Raw genomic sequence first — 17,737 nt, forward strand, 5'->3', positions numbered from 1 at the left:
CTCTTTAATGAGGGGGACACCCGCGGCGCCCGGACTGCTCTACAAGCCCGGACGCTGTCAGTGGTTACTTCAGTTGGGCGACCAGTGCTTTGGCAACACCTTCAGAACTCGCCGGGTTCTGACCGGTGATCAGCTTGCCATCTTCAATCACGAAGGGGGCCCAATCCGGCCCTTTTTCATAATGCCCACCCAGGCTCTGGAACTCATCCTCGATCAAAAATGGCACGACATCGGTCAGTTCTACTGCCGCTTCCTCACCATTGGTGAAACCGGTGACCCGGCGCCCTTTAACCAGCGGTGCGCCGTCCGCGGCCTTCACATGACGTAGCGCTCCCGGTGCGTGGCAGACAAAACCAATGGGCTTGCCAGAGCGCTCGAAGGATTCGATCAGGTGGATAGACGTCTTCGACTCGGCCAGATCCCACAGAGGGCCATGCCCACCCGGGTAGAACACGGCGTCAAAGTCTTTAGCGCTCACCGTATCCAGCTTGACGGTGGTCGCCAAGGCCTGCTGTGCGGCAGGATCAGCGTTAAATCGATGGGTCATGTCAGTCTGGAAATCCGGCAGTTCACTCTTTGGGTCCAGCGGTGGCTGACCACCTGCTGGCGACGCCAACACCACCTCGGCCCCGGCATCCTTGAATACGTAGTAAGGCGCTGCGAACTCTTCAAGCCAGAATCCTGTTTTCAAGCCCGTGTCCCCCAGTTGATCGTGGGACGTTAGAACCATCAGAACTTTCATGTCATAGCCCTCATTGCTGCGGTTTGGCCTTTGGCAACGCGATCTGCCTTGGGCTTATGCTGGATGTACTGCATTGCACTGACTATGTACGACCACCGGTTTTTGAATACGTGCAACGCCGAAAAACGCGAATATCATGATAGGCCCCATGCCTGCTGCACAGGCCGCCACATCGATAACTTGGGCGCTGTTTCGACACTGAGTTGTTCCTCTGCAACATAGCAAGAAACCTCGCTCAATATCGTTCGATAAAGATTTCCTCTATTGGCGGTTGCGCCACTCTTGAATTAACGTTTATCCCATCTGTTCATCGTGACTTGGATCCAGTCATCCGCTGCTGTTTCAGGGGGCGGCTTGGTGCACGCGCGCGCATCGCTCATCAAAGTAGTTAACCCACTGATTAATCAGAGTGATTATGAAAGAGCTGCCTCGCCAGTGTGCATCGGGTTCGCGACAGGTGATGCACATCTGCGCGATTTTTCGACAGTCACATTTTCTGGCGCCGTTGAGTCTGCTGTGCATTGCCCTCGCGGGTTGTACCGTGGGACCCGACTTTGTTCGCCCTGATGTGGCCGCAAATGCCGACTATTCCCGAAAGCAGCTCACCACCACCGCCCAAGCTGATGTCGACGCTGGCGGCGCGGCACAACAGCTGATTGCCGGGATGGATATCCCAGGGCAGTGGTGGACGTTGTTCCGCTCACCGGCACTCAATGCCCTGGTGGCAGAAGCGATGCACGCCAACCCGAATGTCAGCGCCGCACAAGCGGCATTGCGCCAGGCGAACGAACTGGTTTATGCCGACCAAGCGTCGCTGTTCCCTTCCATAACCGGCAATGTGTCGAAAACCCGCGAGAAAATATCGGGGGTCACGACAGGGGCACCGTCGTCATCCATTCTCACGCTGAACTCTGCGTCGCTGAGCATTTCCTATGCCCCCGACGTGTTTGGCGGCACCCGGCGGCAAATCGAATCTTCTACGGCGCAAGCCGAGTACGAGCGTTTCCAACTGGAGGCGACGTACCTCACATTGACCTCCAACGTGGTCAGTACCGCGGTCAGCCTGGCGTCTGTACGCGATCAGGTGGCAGCCACCGAAGAAATCATCCGGCTGCAGAGCGACCAGCTCGACCTTCTGCACGCGCAGCGGCGACTGGGCGCGATTGGCGATACTGACGTCCTCACGCAGGAGACCGCGCTGGCACAAACACGCGCCACCTTGCCGCCCCTGCAAAAGCAATTGGCGCAGACCCGCAATCAGTTGATGGCCTACCTTGGGCGGTTTCCCAATCAGGATCAGGACGAGCGTTTCAACCTGGCTTCTTTGCACTTGCCGGAACAACTGCCACTCAGTCTCCCCTCGGCAATCGTCGGCCAGCGGCCGGATGTGCGTTCTGCGCAAGCTCAACTGCATCAGGCCAGCGCCAATATTGGCGTGGCTGTCGCCAACCAGCTGCCACAGTTCAGTATCACCGGATCATTGGGCTCTACCGTGGCCAGCGGAACTAGGTTGTTCTCGGCAGGCAGTGGTGTCTGGAGCCTCGCCGGGTCGATTGCCCAGCCAATATTTGATGCCGGCGCACTCGAGCATCGTAAACGCGCAGCCGTGGCCGCTTATGACGAGTCGGCGGCCCAGTACCGCGGCACGGTGATTGCCGCATTCCAGGATGTGGCCAATGCACTGCGAGCGCTGGAAGCCGACGCTGATGCGCTCAACCAGCAGGTGGTGGCTGAACGTTCAGCGCAAGCTAACCTCGGCCTGGTACAAGCACAGTTCCGACTCGGGGCGGTTGCTTACATCAACCTGCTCACGGCCCAACAAACCTACCAGAACACCGTCCTTGCGCGCGTCAAGGCCCAGGCTGCTCGATACAGCGATACCACCGCCCTGTTCCAGGCACTGGGTGGCGGCTGGTGGAATCGCGCTGACGTGGACCCTGCCACGGCTGGCAGTCCCGATCGCTTCGGCCTGCCGTCTTGGCAAGAGATCATGCCGCCTGCCAACAAAAAGGCTGCACCTGCCAATGCGGCGCGGCTGGACTGAATTGAACGATTGAAACAGTGAGAACCCCCCATGGCTGACGTCAAGACTGCCTCTCCCCTGCCACCCGAGCCCAGTGCACCGGGCGGGCCACGTAAACGTCGGTTGTGGCGGCCGATGCTGATCATGGTCGGAGTGGTACTGGTGATTGTGGCGATCATTGCCGGGGTCAAATTCACCCAGATTTCAGCGCTGATCGCACAGTCGAAGGTGCCCTTGCCCGCCTCCGTGGTGACGGCCATGCACGTGCCGTTCGACGACTGGCAACCCAGTGTCTCTGCCGTGGGATCGATGAAGGCAGTAAGAGGGGTTGATGTAACCACCGAAGTGGGCGGCATTGTGCGCACCATCGGCTTCAAGCCCGGACAAGAGGTTGCGGCACAGACGCTGCTCGTGCAGTTGAACGCCGACTCGGACATCGCGCTACTGCACTCGCTTGAGGCCACTGCCGACCTGGCAGTCATCGTCCTCAAGCGCGACAAGGCCCAACTCGCGGTGAACGCCGTGTCGCAAGCCCAAGTTGACACTGACAGCGCCGACCTGAAGGCCAAGCTCGCCGCTGCGGAACAACAACGGGCGTTAGTAGCGAAAAAAACCATTCGCGCACCGTTTGCCGGACGTATCGGGATTACCAGCGTCAACCCCGGTCAATACCTTAACCCCGGCGACAAAATAGCCACGCTGCAAACCTTTGATCCGATCTACATCGACTTCACCGTGCCACAGACCCAGCTGGAGGAAATTGCCATTGGCCAAAAGGTCGCGGTGACCGCTGATGGCCTCTCCAATCAAACCTTCACGGGGCGAATCAGCACCATCGACACTCAGTTCGACTCAACCACGCGCAACGTCACCGTAGAAGCGACCGTCGAGAATCCCAAACAAAGCCTGGTGCCCGGAATGTTTGCCCGGGCCATCGTCGAGTCCGGTACGCCACAGCGCTACCTCACCGCTCCGCAGACGTCGGTCACCTACAACCCTTACGGCACCACGGTTTTTATCGCCACACCGCACACCAACGACAAGGGTGAAGAAGAGCTGACGGCGCAACAAGCCTTCATCAAGACCGGGCCTACCCGTGGCGACCAGGTCGCCATCCTGTCCGGCGTGAAGGAAGACGACCTGTTGATCACCAGCGGCCAGATGAAGCTCAAAAATGGCTCGCCGGTGCAGATCAATAACAACGCCGCCCCGCTGAACGACCCCGCACCGACCCCACAAGAACACTAAAGGTGTCCCATGAAATTTACCGATACCTTTATTCAGCGACCGGTCTGGGCCGTGGTCGTCTCGCTGTTCATCTTGATCCTGGGGCTGCGCTCGATCTTTGAATTGCCGGTAAACCAATGGCCACGGACTGAAAATACCGTCGTCACCATCACTACCGCTTACTACGGTGCTGACGCCGCCACGGTTGCAGGCTTTATTACCCAGCCGCTTGAATCGGCCATCGCACAAGCCCAGGGCATCGACTACCTGTCCTCGTCGAGTATCACCGGCGTATCGACCATTACCGCAACGCTGCGGCTCAACTACGACGCCAGCAAGGCACTCACCGAAATCAATACCCAGGTCAACTCGGTCAAGAACCAGCTACCGGCACAGGCCCAGGAACCAGTGCTGTCGGTCGCAGTCGGACAGACCACGGACGCCATGTACCTGGGTTTCTACAGCGACACACTGCCTACCAATAACATCACCGATTACCTGGTGCGGGTGGTCAAGCCCAAGCTGGACTCGATCCAGGGCGTGCAGACCGCAGAAATTCTTGGCGGGCGTCAGTTTGCCCTGCGCGCCTGGCTGGACCCGGACAAACTGGCAGCGCATAACGTGACGGCGCAGGACGTGTCCACAGCTCTGGCAAACAATAACTACTTGTCTGCCGTGGGCTCGACCCGAGGTCAAATGGTAACGATTGATCTGACGGCCGGGACCGACTTGCACACGGTGGATGAATTCAAGCGACTGGTGATCAAGCAAAAAGGCGATGCACTGGTCTACCTGGAGGATGTGGCGAACGTCACCCTGGGCGCAGAAAGCTACGACAGCAGCGTGGCGTTTTCCGGCAAGCGCTCGGTGTTTATCGGTATCAAGGCGGCACCCAATGCGAACATCCTGACCGTCGCCACCAGTGTGCGCAACGCATTCCCCGAGCTGCAATCGCAGTTACCCGCAGGGGTGCGCGGTGAAATCGTTTATGACTCCACGGAGTTCATCAACACCTCGATTGTTGAGGTGGTGAAGACCCTGGCAGAAGCGATGATCATTGTGTCGGTGGTCATCTACCTGTTCCTCGGCTCGTTCCGGGCGGTGATTGTGCCCTTGGTGGCGATACCGCTGTCCCTGGTCGGGACATTCTTCGTCATGTACCTGCTGGGTTACTCCATCAACCTGCTGACCTTGCTCGCCCTGGTGCTCGCAATAGGCTTGGTGGTGGACGACGCGATTATTGTGGTTGAAAACGTCGACCGCCATATCAAGGAGGAAGGTAAAGGTGTGATGGAAGCCGCGCTGATCGCGGCGCGGGAACTGGGTGGTCCGATTGTTGCGATGACTGTGGTGCTGATTGCCGCGTACGTGCCCATCGGGTTGCGCAGCGGTCTCACGGGAGCTCTGTTCAAGGAGTTCTGTTTCTCCCTGGCCGGTGCCGTGACCGTATCGGCCGTGGTGGCGTTGACCCTCTCGCCGATGATGACCTCACGCCTGTTCAAGTCCGGGCAGGAAGAAGGTCGCTTCGCCCGCCGGCTCGATCAGTACTTTGATTGGCTGCGGGGGCGCTACCGTCGCGTGCTGTCAGCCGGTCTGGATGTCTGGCCGGTGCTGGTGACATTCGGCTTCGTATTGTTCCTGCTGGTCGCCGCCAGCGGCATGACCGCTAAAAGCGAGCTGTCCCCGACCGAGGACCAAGGCCTGGTATTCATGCAAATCAAAGGCCCGCCGACGGCATCGCCCCAACAGATGGAGCGCATTGCCGACCAGGCTTTCCAGATAGCCAACAAAGAACCCGAATATGCCCAGATGTTCCAGTTGACCGGGCTGCCCGCACTCAACCAGGGGCTGGGTGGGGTGCTGCTCAAGCCCTGGAGCCAGCGCACACGTTCACAAGCCGATGTGGTGAAAGATCTGCAGCAGAAGTGGAATCAGGTGCCGGGCGCAACCATCGCGGCCTTCCCGCTGCCATCACTGCCGGGCGCTCAGGGTTTGCCGGTGCAATTTGTGATCACTACCACCGATTCGGTGGAAAACCTCAACGAAGTCGCTCAAGCGGTAATGGCCGAGGCGCAGAAACAACAGCTGTTCTGGTTCTCCGACATGGATTTGAAACTGGACAAGCCACAAGCCAGGCTTGTGGTTGACCGGGAAAAAATCGCCGCACTGGGCATGACCCAGGCAGACGTCGGTGCTGCTCTTTCAGCCGCACTGGGTGGTAACTACGTGAACTACTTCTCGACAGCCGGGCGCTCGTACAAAGTCATTCCCCAGGTGTTGCAGGTTGACCGCCTGAACCCGGAACAAATTCTCGATTACTACATTCGCACGCCATCCGGATCCATGATTCCGGCGCGCACGGTGGCGCATATCGAGACCTCGACGCAGCCGGAATCGATCAACCACTTCCAGCAACTCAACTCGGCGACCCTTTCAGGCGTCAGTGGCGTGGCCCAGGGCGAACTGCTGGCGAAGTTGAATACGATTCTGAGCAACGTTGCGCCATCGGGTTACACATCAGACTTCTCGGGTGAATCGCGCCAGTTCATGCAGGAATCAGGCGGGTTCGTCGGTTTACTGCTGTTCTCGATTCTTATCGTCTACCTGGCCCTGGCCTTCCAGTTCGAGAGTTTCCGCGACCCGGTAGTGATTCTGTTCTCGGTACCTCCGGCCCTGTTTGGTGCGCTGGCCTTTATCACCATGGGATTCGCCTCGATCAACGTGTACACCCAGGTCGGGCTGGTGACGCTGCTGGGGCTGATCACCAAGCATGGGATTCTGATCGTGCAGTTTGCCAACGAGTTGCAGCGCGCAGGTCGCAGCAAGCGCGAGGCGATTGAAGAGGCAGCCGGCGTTCGTCTGCGCCCGATCCTGATGACCACGGCGGCGATGGTATTGGGCGTGGTGCCATTGGTTTGGGCCTCTGGTGCAGGCGCTGCGGGGCGTCATGACATGGGCCTGGTGATCTTTGCCGGGCTGTCGATCGGCACCCTGCTGACGCTGCTGATGGTCCCGGCGATGTACATGTTTATTGGCACCTCGCACCAGACCGAGCAGACGCACCCTGCGTAGCCGCTGAAGAGCGAAGCGGCTACAAAAGCACTGGCAGTATTTACTGCGTGGTAGCGCCCGTTTGATATAGGCTGACTTGCCGCAAACCGCTGGATTCAGCCCCCAAGGAATGATCGAATGGCAGACAAAATGCACCGCTACGAAGTCCAGGTAAGCTGGACTGGCAATCAGGGCACAGGGACATCTTCTTATCGCGGTTACAGCCGGGCACATGTAATCCGGGCAGCCGACAAAACACCTATCGACGGCTCATCCGACCCTTCCTTTCGGGGCGATCCAACACGCTGGAACCCGGAGGAACTGCTGGTTGCATCCTTATCCGCATGCCATAAATTGTGGTACCTGGGGCTGTGTGCCGAAGCCTCAATTGTCGTGTTGGCCTACGAGGACAATGCACAAGGAGCAATGGTCGAGCAAAGCGATGGCGCGGGTCAGTTCACCTCAGTTGTATTAAGACCCAAAGTGGTTCTGGCTTCAGGCGCTGACATCGAGAAAGCGCGTGCACTGCACTCTGCCGCACACGAAAAATGCTTTATCGCACGCTCGGTCAACTTTCCAGTCAGCCATGAGCCGCAACTGTCCGTCAGTCACAATGCTTGAGCCACTGAAAAGGGCAAAGAGTGCCCTTTCCAGCGTTGCAGGTATCACCTGCGGGCACGGTCGAGAGTTTTATGACTGGCCCGCTCTGCGGCGAGTCATGTGGATGAGTGCTGTTCTACCACCCTCCCAGCTGGCTCGTTCTTCGACAGCAAAGGGCACAAAGCCCAATTTTGGATAAAGCAGCAAACCTGCCGTATTTTCGTTGAAGCACGATAACTGCACTTCTGTCGCGTCATGACGTTCGAACGCCAGGGCAGTCATGGTCTCCACAAGAAAGCTCGCCACACCTTGCCCTCGCGCCTCCTTGGCGACGATGACATTGCCGATACAGCAAACCCCGCCCGTGTCAGCCCGATAAAAGTTAGCGAAACCAACTACCCTGCCCCCGCTTTCGACAACCGTAGAGTCGAAACGCTGAGCAATGGCCCCCGACAACTGGGCTTCAGTCAGAGGGTATTGCGCTTTGGGGAACATGAAAAACAGTTCCCGCTCGCCAAGAGGAAAGCCACATATCGTCCTGATATCATCAGCCTGTACTGGCCTATGTTGAAATTTCATCGCCTGCCCCTGAGGTCCATTTCAAAAAATGCCCGTTACGCGCCAAGCTCTACATAGCTTGACTCTCCACCACCCGTTGCGCCCGATAACCAGCCCCATACGAAATTCAGGGTGGTACGGCCTGCCTGATCAACACCTACAGTGCCACGGGACCAGCCACAGAGAAGCTCGCCGTCCAGGGTCAAACACTGGAAAAGCAGTTCAATGGAATCGGGGCCCGTTACCCGGCCGACTTGATTGCCCGTGCGAATCCGGCCGCCCTGGTAAGTGCCCGAAATAGCATGTTCCTCAACAAGGTAATGAAAAACCGTGCCTGCACCGGATAGCCCCTGGGTGTTGCCCGCGACGATAAATCGGCGATTGTGCAAACGTTCGCTAACTGGAGAAAAAGCGGTTGGCATAAATGTCGCGTCCTGTGATCGAAAGGGTCCATTGCAACTCTGAGTGATCCTACCCGATGTCCGCAAAGACCTGCACCCTGTTCTACCCGGCCCTCGCTGCTCCCTGAACGCTGTCAAAAAAAGAAGAAATCAACCGGCTGGCCCGGCGTTCTGTCAGGCAGTACAGGTACGTTTCGGTGAAGAGCGGCTCGCCCTCGATACGTATCATGCGAATCCGTGGGTCGGGGATAAACTCGGCTTCGGATACCACACCCAGACCGATGCCGCGCACCACGGCTTCACGCAAGGCTTCCCGGCTGCCGATTTCCATGGCAATTCGCGGTTCGACAGCGGCTTCGCTCAAAGCCCGCTCCATAACCAGGCGCGTGGTCGAGCCACGCTCGCGCTGCAACATGGCCTGGCCTTCGAGTGCCTGTAACGGCACGCTCTCATAACGCGCCAGCGGGTGCTTATGGTGGGCAAACAACACAATCGCGTGTCGCGCATAGCGTACGGAGCACAGTGCCGGGTCGTTGTGCAGACCGGCCAGAACGGCAATGTCGGTGGTGTAGTTTTCAAGGTCCGCCAGCACTTGCGCCGAGTTGCCGACCCGTATCGATACATCAATACGCGGATAAAGCTGGTGGTAGCCGTCGACCATTTCGATCACATGAAACGGTCCCACGGCCCCCAGCTTCAATTGGCCACTGTCAAGCCGACCGGAGTCACGCAACAGGTTATGCGCTTCCAGGTCGAGGGCGGCCATGGCCTGGGCAATCGGCAGCAGTTGGCGGCCCACATCGGATAACTCGATGCGCCGGCCACGGCGGTGGAAAAGCTCGACATTGTGCTCGCGTTCAAGCCCTTGCACCTGGGTCGTCAGCGTCGGCTGGCTGAGCCCCAGCGCTCTGGCGCCAGCACTGAAGCTGGCGTGGCGGGCCACTGCGAGAAAAGCGCGCATCCGCGAGGTCGACATCCATAGACTCCATCAATAGTTAACTGCTTAAACCCATATTGAATTGATCACATGACTGTCACGTGACATTCCTAGCCTGTGGCAACTCCATCAGACCTCCTGGAATGCCATGAAAACCCTCTCTCGATTTCTGCGTGTCGCCAGCCTTTCGCTTCTCGCCATCGGCACAGTTGGCCAAGTTTGTGCCAGTGATAAATTGACCATCGGCCTGATTCCGTCCGAAGACTCACAGGCCATGATCGAAGCCAGCAAGCAGGTGTTGAGTCGTCTTGAAAGCACGCTGGGGATGCCGGTCGTGCCTTATGTCGCAACCGACTACAACGGCATCATCGAAGCGTTGCGCTCAGGCAAGCTCGACGTGGCATACCTGGGGCCTTTCTCCTATGTGCTGGCGACATCCGTGGCCGATGTCGAGGCCTTTGCGGTGGCGGTTACCAAAAAGACCGGACAAAGCGCTTACCACAGCGTGATTCTGGCGAGAAAGGACAGTGGAATTCGCGAACTGGCTGACCTCAAGGGGCGCACTTTTGCATTTGTCGATCCAAGCTCGGCGTCGGGCCATCTGTTCCCCAAAGCAGGACTGGAACAGGCGGGTTTCGATCCTGGCACGCTGTTCTCACGGGTAATTTTCTCCGGCTCGCATGACGCCAGCATCCTCGCGGTAGAAAACCACAAGGTGGATGCCGCTGCAGTGGCCGATCGTATTTTCAGCAGCGCCGCGGCCAAGCAAATGATCAAGCAGGACGATTTTCAAGTGGTATGGAGTTCGCGGCCAATTCCTGAGTCGCCGATGGTCTGGCGCAAAAAGCTGGACCCGGCGCTCAAGCTCAAAGTCGCTGCGGCCCTGGCCTCGATCAAGGATGTGCCGTGGGGTGACCAGGGCGTTCTGGATGGCTTTCAGCCCACCACGGACTCGGCCTATGACGTGGTTCGCGACACGGCCAAGGTGCTCAACCTCGACTTGCGGAGCATGAAATGATCCGCATCGGTAATCTGACCAAGCAGTTCGGTAGCAACCCGGTGTTGCGCGGTATCGATCTGCAAGTGGGCGCAGGCGAATTCGTGGTGATTCTGGGCCAGTCCGGTGCAGGTAAATCCACCCTGCTGCGTTGCATCAACCGCTTGGCTCAGGCCGACTCCGGCACCCTTGAAGTGGCGGGTATCGACGCGCTGGGCTGCAGCGACCCGCGACTCCTGCGCCAGCAGGTGGCGATGATTTTCCAGCACCACAATGTAGTGCCGCGCCTGAGCGTGTTGAAAAACGTGCTGACCGGGCGTCTTGGCGCTGTTTCGACCCTGGCATCGGTGCTGCAACTGTTTCGCCGTGACGATATCGAGTTGGCCATGCAATGCCTGGCCCGTGTCGAACTCGATCACAAGGCCCATCAGCGTACTGATTCGCTGTCCGGTGGGCAGATGCAGCGGGTGGGCATCGCCCGCGCATTGGCGCAACGACCCAAGGTAATTCTCGCTGATGAGCCGGTCGCGAGCCTCGATCCAAAGACAGCTCGTCTGGTGCTGCAATACCTGCGCGACGCCAGCCGTGAACTGGGTATCACCGTGCTGTGCAATTTGCATCAGGTCGATTATGCCCGCGAGTTCGGTGACCGGATTGTGGGGCTGGCTCACGGCAGTCTGGTGTATGACGGCAGCGCCGAAGGCCTGAGCGAGGCCGACTTGCAGCGTATCTATCCGGGGCAGCAAGCAACCTGCACTGCCCCCTTGCCTGCCATGAGCTACTGCGCTGAACTGAGGGGCTGAAGATGAAACCGCATAACTATCACTGGACCGTGGACCTGCCCCGTGGCACGCGCAGTTGGCTGAGCACCGGGGCGATTGCCCTGGCGGTGATCATGACCCTGCACTGGAGCGCTCAGGGCGCGCAACTGAGTATCGGCGAGCTGGCCGACGGTTTGCCGCAAATCGGCGACTTTCTGGCCCGTACCGTGCCACCGGATCTGAGCATTCTGCCGCGTTTGCTGGCGCCAGCGGTTGAGACCCTGCAAATCGCAATCTGGGGCACGCTGCTCGGTGTTTTGCTGGCTATCCCGTTGTCATTTCTGGCGGCCCGCAACCTGAGCCGCAACCGCCTGGTGTTTCACGCGACACGCCAGTTCCTTAATTTTACCCGCAGCATCAATGAGTTGATCCTGGCGCTGATTTTCGTCTCGGCTGTCGGCCTTGGACCGTTTCCCGGGGTTCTGGCTTTGGCGCTGCATGGCCTGGGCATGCTCGGCAAGTTTTTTGCCGAAAGCATCGAGGAAATCGACCAGGGGCCCATCGAGGCGCTACAGGCAACCGGTGCCCGACCTCTGCAAGTGATTGTGTTTGGCGTGCTGCCTCAGGTCATCACCGCCTGGATCGCCGTGGTGCTCTACCGCTTCGAGGTTAATCTGCGTTCGGCAACCGTGCTGGGCATGGTGGGTGCTGGCGGGTTGGGATTTGAGCTGGTGAGCAGCCTCAAGCTGTTCAAGTATCAGGAAACCGCCACCTGCATCATCGTCATTACGGTCATGGTGATCATCGCCGATGCCGCGTCGAGCCGACTGCGTAGCGCCATTCAGCGTGGTTCGAGCCATTAACGGCCGTCCTTGTATCGGCTGAGCCGATTCAAACCTGCGATTTATCGATTTGAGCTGTTTTCGCTTGCCCCCGAGTATGGGGCCACCTGCGACAACAACAAAAAAAGGACCCACCATGACATCCCGATTCTACAACCCGGTTGAAACCCGCTTCGGCTGGGGCAGCTTGCTGGAACTTGCCGATATCACCGAACACCAGAGCGTTGCCCTGGTGACGTTTCCCGAGGCGCGGGCGCTGGGGTTGGTGCAGCGTATCGAGGACTTGCTGGGCGAGCGCCTGGTGTATGTGATCGAAGACGTGCAGCCCAACCCGGACGTGGCGCAACTGCGTAACACTTACGAGCGTTTCTGGCGCGAAGCCGGTGACTGCCAGGTGGTGGTCGCCGTGGGCGGTGGCAGCGCGATCGATACGGCCAAGGCTCTGATCGTCGGCACCGAAACCGGCAGCTTCGATGAGTTGCTGACGTTGTTGGCAACCGGCCAACCCTTTACCCCGGCTCGCAGCAAAGTCCTGATCGCGGCGCCTACCACCGCAGGCACCGGCAGCGAAGTAACGCCCTGGGCGACCATCTGGGATTCACTCAGCCAGAAAAAATACTCCCTGCACCTGGACTGTACCTGGCCCAAGGTGGCCATTATCGACCCGCAATTAATGCTCACTGTGCCGGCTTCAGTGACGGTTTCGACGGGGCTGGATGCGTTGTCCCATGCCCTGGAATCGATCTGGAATATCAACGGCAACGCGGTTTCAGACACCTTTGCCGTTGCTGCCATCGAAGACATCCTCGAATGCCTGCCGCTGCTGCGCCACGACCTGTGCAACCCGGAACTTCGTTCGCGCATGGCCCTTGCCGCGCTCAAGGCCGGGATGGCGTTTTCCAATACCAAGACCGCTCTGGCCCACTCTATTTCTTATGAAATGACCCTGCGCTACGGCTTGCCCCATGGCATTGCCTGCTCGTTCACCTTGCCGCTGGTGCTGGGCATGGCATGGGGGCACGACGCAGCACGCGACCGGACCCTGCAGCGAGTGTTTGGCACTGACGTGCACCATGCCCAGCGCCAGCTGCGAGAGTTCCTGCACAACCTCGACGTGAAAACCGAATTCACCGATTACGGGGTGACGGCGGTCGAGGCCGAGAAAATGGTCCAGTTCGCCATGCAGGGCGCACGCGGCAAAAACTTTATCGGTTCACAAGCTGCGTAGCCGCCCCACAGTAATTTCCTGCTGCTCCCATACAGAGTGCCACCCTTGGACCTTGGCCCAAGGGGACGAACAATAATAAGGAAAAGATCATGAATCGTGCCCAAACCCTGTCTGATCTCGCCGTCCCCAGTCCATCGTTTCGCGTGGCTCAGTGGCGCATGCTGCTGGCCGCCATGTTCTGTTATCTGTTTTTCTACACTGGCCGCCAGACCTTCGGCTTCGCCATTCCCGGCATCCAGGCAGAATTTGGCTTGACCAAAGAGACCCTGGGCTGGATTTCTGCCGCGATGCTTTGGTCTTACGCCGTAGGCCAGGCTATCAATGGCAACTTGGCTGATAAATTCGGTGGGCGGCGCATCATGACCTTGGGCGCCGTATTGTCATGCGCCGCCAACTGGGTCACCAGTTTTGCCAGCGGTTTTACCAGCTTGATCCTGCCTTGGGGCATTAACGGCTACTTTCAGGCGCTGGGCTGGGCACCGGGCAGTCGCCTGATTTCCAATTGGTGGAGTGCCGGCGAACGCGGCAAGGTCTACGGCTTTTATGTGTTCGCCGCCGGTTGCGCGTCGGTACTTTCGTATATCACGTCCATCGTTGTGCTCGAAGTGCTGCAACTGGAATGGCGCTGGATCTTCCGCTTGCCCGTATTGCTGATGCTGGCAGGCGGCATCATTTTTTATCTGGTTGCCCGTGAGCGCCCCCAGGACCTGGGTTTTGAGCCTCTGGGTGACACCGGCGTGGCCAATGCCGACGATAAAAACCATGAAGTGGCGCAGGGTGAAGTCGAAACCTCGTTGCAGCGTTACTCCGCAGTATTGAAGAACTTTCGCCTGATCATAGCCGCCGTGTCCCTGGGATTTCAGAACGCCGCTCGCTATGGCCTGATCGTGTGGGTGCCGGTGCATTTTCTGGGTGCTGACTGGAAAAGCGGTGACAGCATGGTCGATCCCAAGTGGATCACCGTTGCCTTGCCGGTCGGCATGGCCATCGGTGCGCTGAGCAATGGCTGGGTCTCGGACAAGCTGTTCGGCTCCAAACGCTACCTGGCGATCATGCTCTATATGGTCTTGGGCGCTGCTACCAGCTTGTGGATGTGGGTCCTGCCGCCCCATAGCGCAATCGGCCTGGTAGCGCTGTTCCTCTGCGGTTTCTTCGTCTACGGCCCGGCTTCCAGTTTTTGGGCCCTGTGTCCCGATCTGGTGGGTGCCAAACGCGCGGGCACCGCCACTGGAGTGATGAACTTTTCGTCTTACCTGTTTGCCGGTCTGGCAGAACCCCTGATCGGCAGCATGCTCGATAGCACGGGCAATACCTCATTGATTTTCGTCGTAGTGACCACTGCGTGCCTGTGCAGCGCCGCGGTCGCGTTGTTTATCAGGCGCTGAACATGTCATTTAGCTGCTTGAATTAACCCGACAGCCCGGCAACAGGAAGCTTTTATGTACCAGTACCACAAGTGGTTACGCTCCTTTCACGCGGTGGCCAAGACCGGCAGTTTTACTCTCGCGGCTGAGTACCTGTGCGTCGGCCAGCCAACCGTCAGCGAGCAGGTCAACGCGCTGGAGAAAAAGTTTTCCGTGGAGCTGTTCCACCGTCGCGGGCGCTTTATAGAAATGAGTTCGGCCGGGCATCAACTCTATGTCATCACCCAGGGCCTGTTCGGCCAGGAAGATGAAGCGGTGCAACTGCTGCAAAGCTTCAAACAGCGCAAGACCGGGATGTTGCGCCTGGGAGCGGTCTCGCCGCCCATTGCGATGAACATGACTTACGCATTGATGCAGCGCCATCCGGATATCGAACTGGAGACCTCGTTCTCCACGGAACGCGAGACCCTGGCACGGCTGTTCAACTTCGATATCGATGTCGCAATCCTCGCGCTGTCCGAGTTCGATGAGCGCTTTCATACCCAGCTGTATCGGCGCTATCCGATTATTGCCGTGGTGCGCGATGACCATCCTTGGGCCCGTCAGGCCGAGGTTCACTTTACTGAAATCAGCCATGAACGCTGGGTAATGCGCGAACAAAGCTCGCGCACCCGGCAATTGGTGGAAGAAAGCTGCAAGCGCCAGGGCGTCGCGCTCAACTGCGTGATGCAACTCAACAGCCGCGAAGCGATTGTGCATGCCATCGCACGGGGCATCGGCATCGGCTTTGTGTCGGCCGTCGAGTATGCAGAAACCCCGGGCACAGTCCCCATCACCTTTGTCGATCACCCACTGTTTATCGACTACCACCTGTGCTGCCTGGGCATACGCAGAAATCGCCCGATGATCGCCGAGCTGTTTGACACCAGCGCCGTGCAATAGACGCCTGAACCCTGAACACAAAACCCCTTGAACCCATCAACACTGGAGATTGACCATGAATTACCAACAACCGACCCGTCTGCAAGCAGTCGTTCTGGACTGGGCTGGCACCGTAGTCGATTTCGGCTCCTTCGCTCCCACCCAGATTTTTGTCGAAGCCTTTGCCGAGTTCGGCGTAGCCGTGAGCCTCGAAGAAGCCCGTGGTCCGATGGGTATGGGCAAGTGGGACCACATTCGCACCCTGTGCAATCAACCGCAGATCGCCGAACGTTACCGCGCGGTCTTCGACCGCCTGCCCAGTGATGCTGACGTCACCGCGCTCTATGAACGCTTTATTCCCCTGCAGATCGAGAAAATCGCCCTGCATTCAGCCCTTATCCCTGGCGCCCTGGATGCCATCGCTGCATTGCGCGACCAGGGTCTGAAAATCGGCTCTTGCTCGGGATATCCGGCAGTGGTCATGGCCAAGGTCGTGGAACTGGCCAGGGCCAATGGCTATGTAGCCGACCATGTGGTCGCCACCGACGAAGTTCCCAACGGCCGCCCACACCCGGCCCAGGCGCTGGCCAACGTGATCGCCCTTGGAGTGAGCGACGTCGCCGCATGCGTCAAGGTCGATGACACCTGGCCCGGTATCCTTGAGGGCCGCAGTGCGGGAATGTGGACAGTCGCCCTCACCTGCTCGGGCAACGCCCTTGGCCTGACCTACGAACAGTACAGGGATCTACCGGAGCAAAAACTGGCTGAAGAGCGTGCCCGCATCAGCCAAATGTTCGAGGGTTCACGCCCCCATTACCTGATCGACACCATTTGCGAGTTGCCGGGCGTGGTCGAAGATATCAACGCACGACTGGCACGGGGCGAGATGCCACAGAGTTACTGATGAAGTTCAGGGGCCCGAGTTTTGCTAGCAAGGTCGAATCTAACCGGCAAACCAATCCTTGCGCCCCTCAAACGTACTGACAATCAAGTCCACCAGCATCTGCACCTCCTTTGGATAGCGCACATCTGCATTCACTGCCATCCATGCCCCCCGCTGCAGGCTATCAGGCAACAACCCTGGCAAGGCGATCAGTTCGCGGTCGAAGTGACTCATATAGTGCGGCAGCAGGCCGATGCAGCCGCCGCAGCGGATAGTTTCCAGCATCAATGAGTAGTCGTGCACGTGTACCACCGAACTCAGCCGCTGTTGCACCAGGTTGTTCCAGGGGCGCAGGGCTTCGATCTGCTGGTCGGGACGCCACTGCACCAGCATGTAGTCGATCAGGTCTTCCAGGTTCTCCGGGCGGGTGATCGAGCGTGAATAGCGTTTGGCGATATGGGGCAGGTAATGCAGGCGAGCCAGCGGTCTCGCTGGCTGGATGCGAAAGCTGGGGCCGGGCCCTGGCGAGTCGACGTCCGACAGCCACAACACCAGGTCGGCCTCTACGCCTTGCAATGATTGCTGGCCATCGAGGGAGATAATGTCCAGCCGCACGCTGGCATTGCGCCGCAGCAAGGCAATCAAGTCGCGACCGAGAATGTCGTGCAGGATCGGTTCGGCCACGGCCAAGCGGATCAGCGGTTGCTCGATCTGCGGCAAGCGCCGGTCCTGAGCGATCAGTTGCGCCTGTAGCTGCTGGCCTGCTTCGCTGAGTACCAACGCCTTGCCCTGATGATTGAACAGTGAGCCGTGTACCTGCTCTTCCAGCTCGGCCAGGCGCTTGCGCAGCAGCGTGGTCTTGATATTCAGGCTGCGTGCCGCTTGGGTGAAGCAACCCGAGCGTGCACATGCCAGAAAGTAACTGGCCACATCGGGGTCCACGGCTGCCGGGGCCAATAGCGGTGCTGGCAACTCAAGGTGTTCTCGGTCATGGGGGGCACCGTGGTGCACCGGGTGTTCAAGGAATATCATGCTCGACTCCGTGTCTTGTTGATCTTGTGCATCCAGGCCTTGCGAGGTGACTTACTCCAGGATCCGGTTCAATTGCGCGCCATCGATAGTCAGGTCTACCGCGCCCACCAAAACCTTCATCATGAAGCCAGTTTATGAACCTGACGTTACAGCGATGGCAAAAAACCATG

General features: G+C 58.7%; 16 protein-coding genes. 11 read left to right on the plus strand and 5 right to left on the minus strand.

Going from position 1 to position 17,737, the window contains the following annotated elements:
• Positions 1–64: 64 nt before the first annotated feature.
• Entirely contained in the window at positions 65–742 is a 678-nt protein-coding gene (locus U5A05_RS12795; protein ID WP_261738313.1) for a type 1 glutamine amidotransferase domain-containing protein, read from the minus strand.
• A gap of 415 nt (positions 743–1,157) precedes the next feature.
• On the opposite strand from U5A05_RS12795, the gene U5A05_RS12800 reads away from it, so the two are divergent.
• From U5A05_RS12800 to U5A05_RS12815, 4 genes are all read left to right on the plus strand, one after another.
• Positions 1,158–2,786 carry an efflux transporter outer membrane subunit gene (locus U5A05_RS12800; protein WP_321833167.1) on the plus strand — a complete coding sequence of 543 codons (1,629 nt, stop codon included), beginning with the start codon at positions 1,158–1,160 and terminating at the stop codon, positions 2,784–2,786.
• A gap of 30 nt (positions 2,787–2,816) precedes the next feature.
• Positions 2,817–4,013, plus strand: a complete 1,197-nt coding sequence (locus U5A05_RS12805; protein WP_321833168.1) for an efflux RND transporter periplasmic adaptor subunit — start codon at positions 2,817–2,819, stop codon at positions 4,011–4,013.
• Between the two features lie 9 nt (positions 4,014–4,022).
• Positions 4,023–7,064 (plus strand): efflux RND transporter permease subunit, encoded by a 3,042-nt coding sequence (locus U5A05_RS12810; protein WP_261738316.1) that lies wholly within the window; start codon positions 4,023–4,025, stop codon positions 7,062–7,064.
• 117 nt (positions 7,065–7,181) lie between these two features.
• Positions 7,182–7,664 carry an OsmC family protein gene (locus U5A05_RS12815; protein ID WP_321833172.1) on the plus strand — a complete coding sequence of 161 codons (483 nt, stop codon included), beginning with the start codon at positions 7,182–7,184 and terminating at the stop codon, positions 7,662–7,664.
• Positions 7,665–7,733: 69 nt separating this feature from the next.
• Here the strand turns inward: U5A05_RS12815 and U5A05_RS12820 are convergent, their stop codons facing one another.
• The 3 genes from U5A05_RS12820 to U5A05_RS12830 form a co-directional block, all read right to left on the minus strand.
• Positions 7,734–8,222: a GNAT family N-acetyltransferase gene (locus U5A05_RS12820; protein WP_261738318.1), complete on the minus strand. Its 489-nt coding sequence runs from the start codon at positions 8,220–8,222 to the stop codon at positions 7,734–7,736.
• Positions 8,223–8,257: 35 nt separating this feature from the next.
• On the minus strand, positions 8,258–8,623 hold the full coding sequence (locus tag U5A05_RS12825; RefSeq protein ID WP_321833176.1) for an avidin-fold protein: 366 nt from the start codon (positions 8,621–8,623) through the stop codon (positions 8,258–8,260).
• An 82-nt stretch (positions 8,624–8,705) separates the two neighbouring features.
• The gene (locus U5A05_RS12830; RefSeq protein ID WP_321833177.1) at positions 8,706–9,578 is read right to left on the minus strand and encodes a LysR substrate-binding domain-containing protein; all 873 of its coding nucleotides are present in this window, start codon (positions 9,576–9,578) and stop codon (positions 8,706–8,708) included.
• 109 nt (positions 9,579–9,687) lie between these two features.
• On the opposite strand from U5A05_RS12830, the gene U5A05_RS12835 reads away from it, so the two are divergent.
• From U5A05_RS12835 to phnX, 7 genes are all read left to right on the plus strand, one after another.
• Entirely contained in the window at positions 9,688–10,557 is an 870-nt protein-coding gene (locus tag U5A05_RS12835) for a phosphate/phosphite/phosphonate ABC transporter substrate-binding protein (RefSeq protein WP_321833179.1), read from the plus strand.
• The gene (gene phnC / locus U5A05_RS12840; RefSeq protein WP_261738322.1) at positions 10,554–11,339 is read left to right on the plus strand and encodes a phosphonate ABC transporter ATP-binding protein; all 786 of its coding nucleotides are present in this window, start codon (positions 10,554–10,556) and stop codon (positions 11,337–11,339) included. The genes U5A05_RS12835 and phnC overlap by 4 nt, the downstream gene beginning before the upstream one ends.
• 2 nt (positions 11,340–11,341) lie before the next feature.
• Complete coding sequence (gene phnE, locus U5A05_RS12845; protein WP_261738323.1) at positions 11,342–12,160, plus strand: phosphonate ABC transporter, permease protein PhnE; 819 nt, start codon at positions 11,342–11,344, stop codon at positions 12,158–12,160.
• 115 nt (positions 12,161–12,275) lie between these two features.
• Positions 12,276–13,367 (plus strand): iron-containing alcohol dehydrogenase PsrA, encoded by a 1,092-nt coding sequence (psrA, locus tag U5A05_RS12850; protein WP_261738324.1) that lies wholly within the window; start codon positions 12,276–12,278, stop codon positions 13,365–13,367.
• An 89-nt stretch (positions 13,368–13,456) separates the two neighbouring features.
• Positions 13,457–14,752 carry an MFS transporter gene (locus U5A05_RS12855; RefSeq protein WP_261738325.1) on the plus strand — a complete coding sequence of 432 codons (1,296 nt, stop codon included), beginning with the start codon at positions 13,457–13,459 and terminating at the stop codon, positions 14,750–14,752.
• A gap of 54 nt (positions 14,753–14,806) precedes the next feature.
• Positions 14,807–15,673: a LysR substrate-binding domain-containing protein gene (locus U5A05_RS12860; protein ID WP_261738326.1), complete on the plus strand. Its 867-nt coding sequence runs from the start codon at positions 14,807–14,809 to the stop codon at positions 15,671–15,673.
• A 55-nt stretch (positions 15,674–15,728) separates the two neighbouring features.
• A complete protein-coding gene (gene phnX, locus U5A05_RS12865) occupies positions 15,729–16,556 on the plus strand; it encodes a phosphonoacetaldehyde hydrolase (protein ID WP_321833184.1) in 828 nt (275 codons plus the stop codon).
• A 39-nt stretch (positions 16,557–16,595) separates the two neighbouring features.
• On the opposite strand, the gene U5A05_RS12870 is transcribed toward phnX, so the two are convergent.
• On the minus strand, positions 16,596–17,567 hold the full coding sequence (locus U5A05_RS12870) for a LysR family transcriptional regulator (RefSeq protein ID WP_261738328.1): 972 nt from the start codon (positions 17,565–17,567) through the stop codon (positions 16,596–16,598).
• Positions 17,568–17,737: the final 170 nt, after the last annotated feature.

It is taken from the genome of Pseudomonas kulmbachensis (genome assembly GCF_963681935.1).
GTDB classification, from domain to species: domain Bacteria; phylum Pseudomonadota; class Gammaproteobacteria; order Pseudomonadales; family Pseudomonadaceae; genus Aquipseudomonas; species Aquipseudomonas kulmbachensis.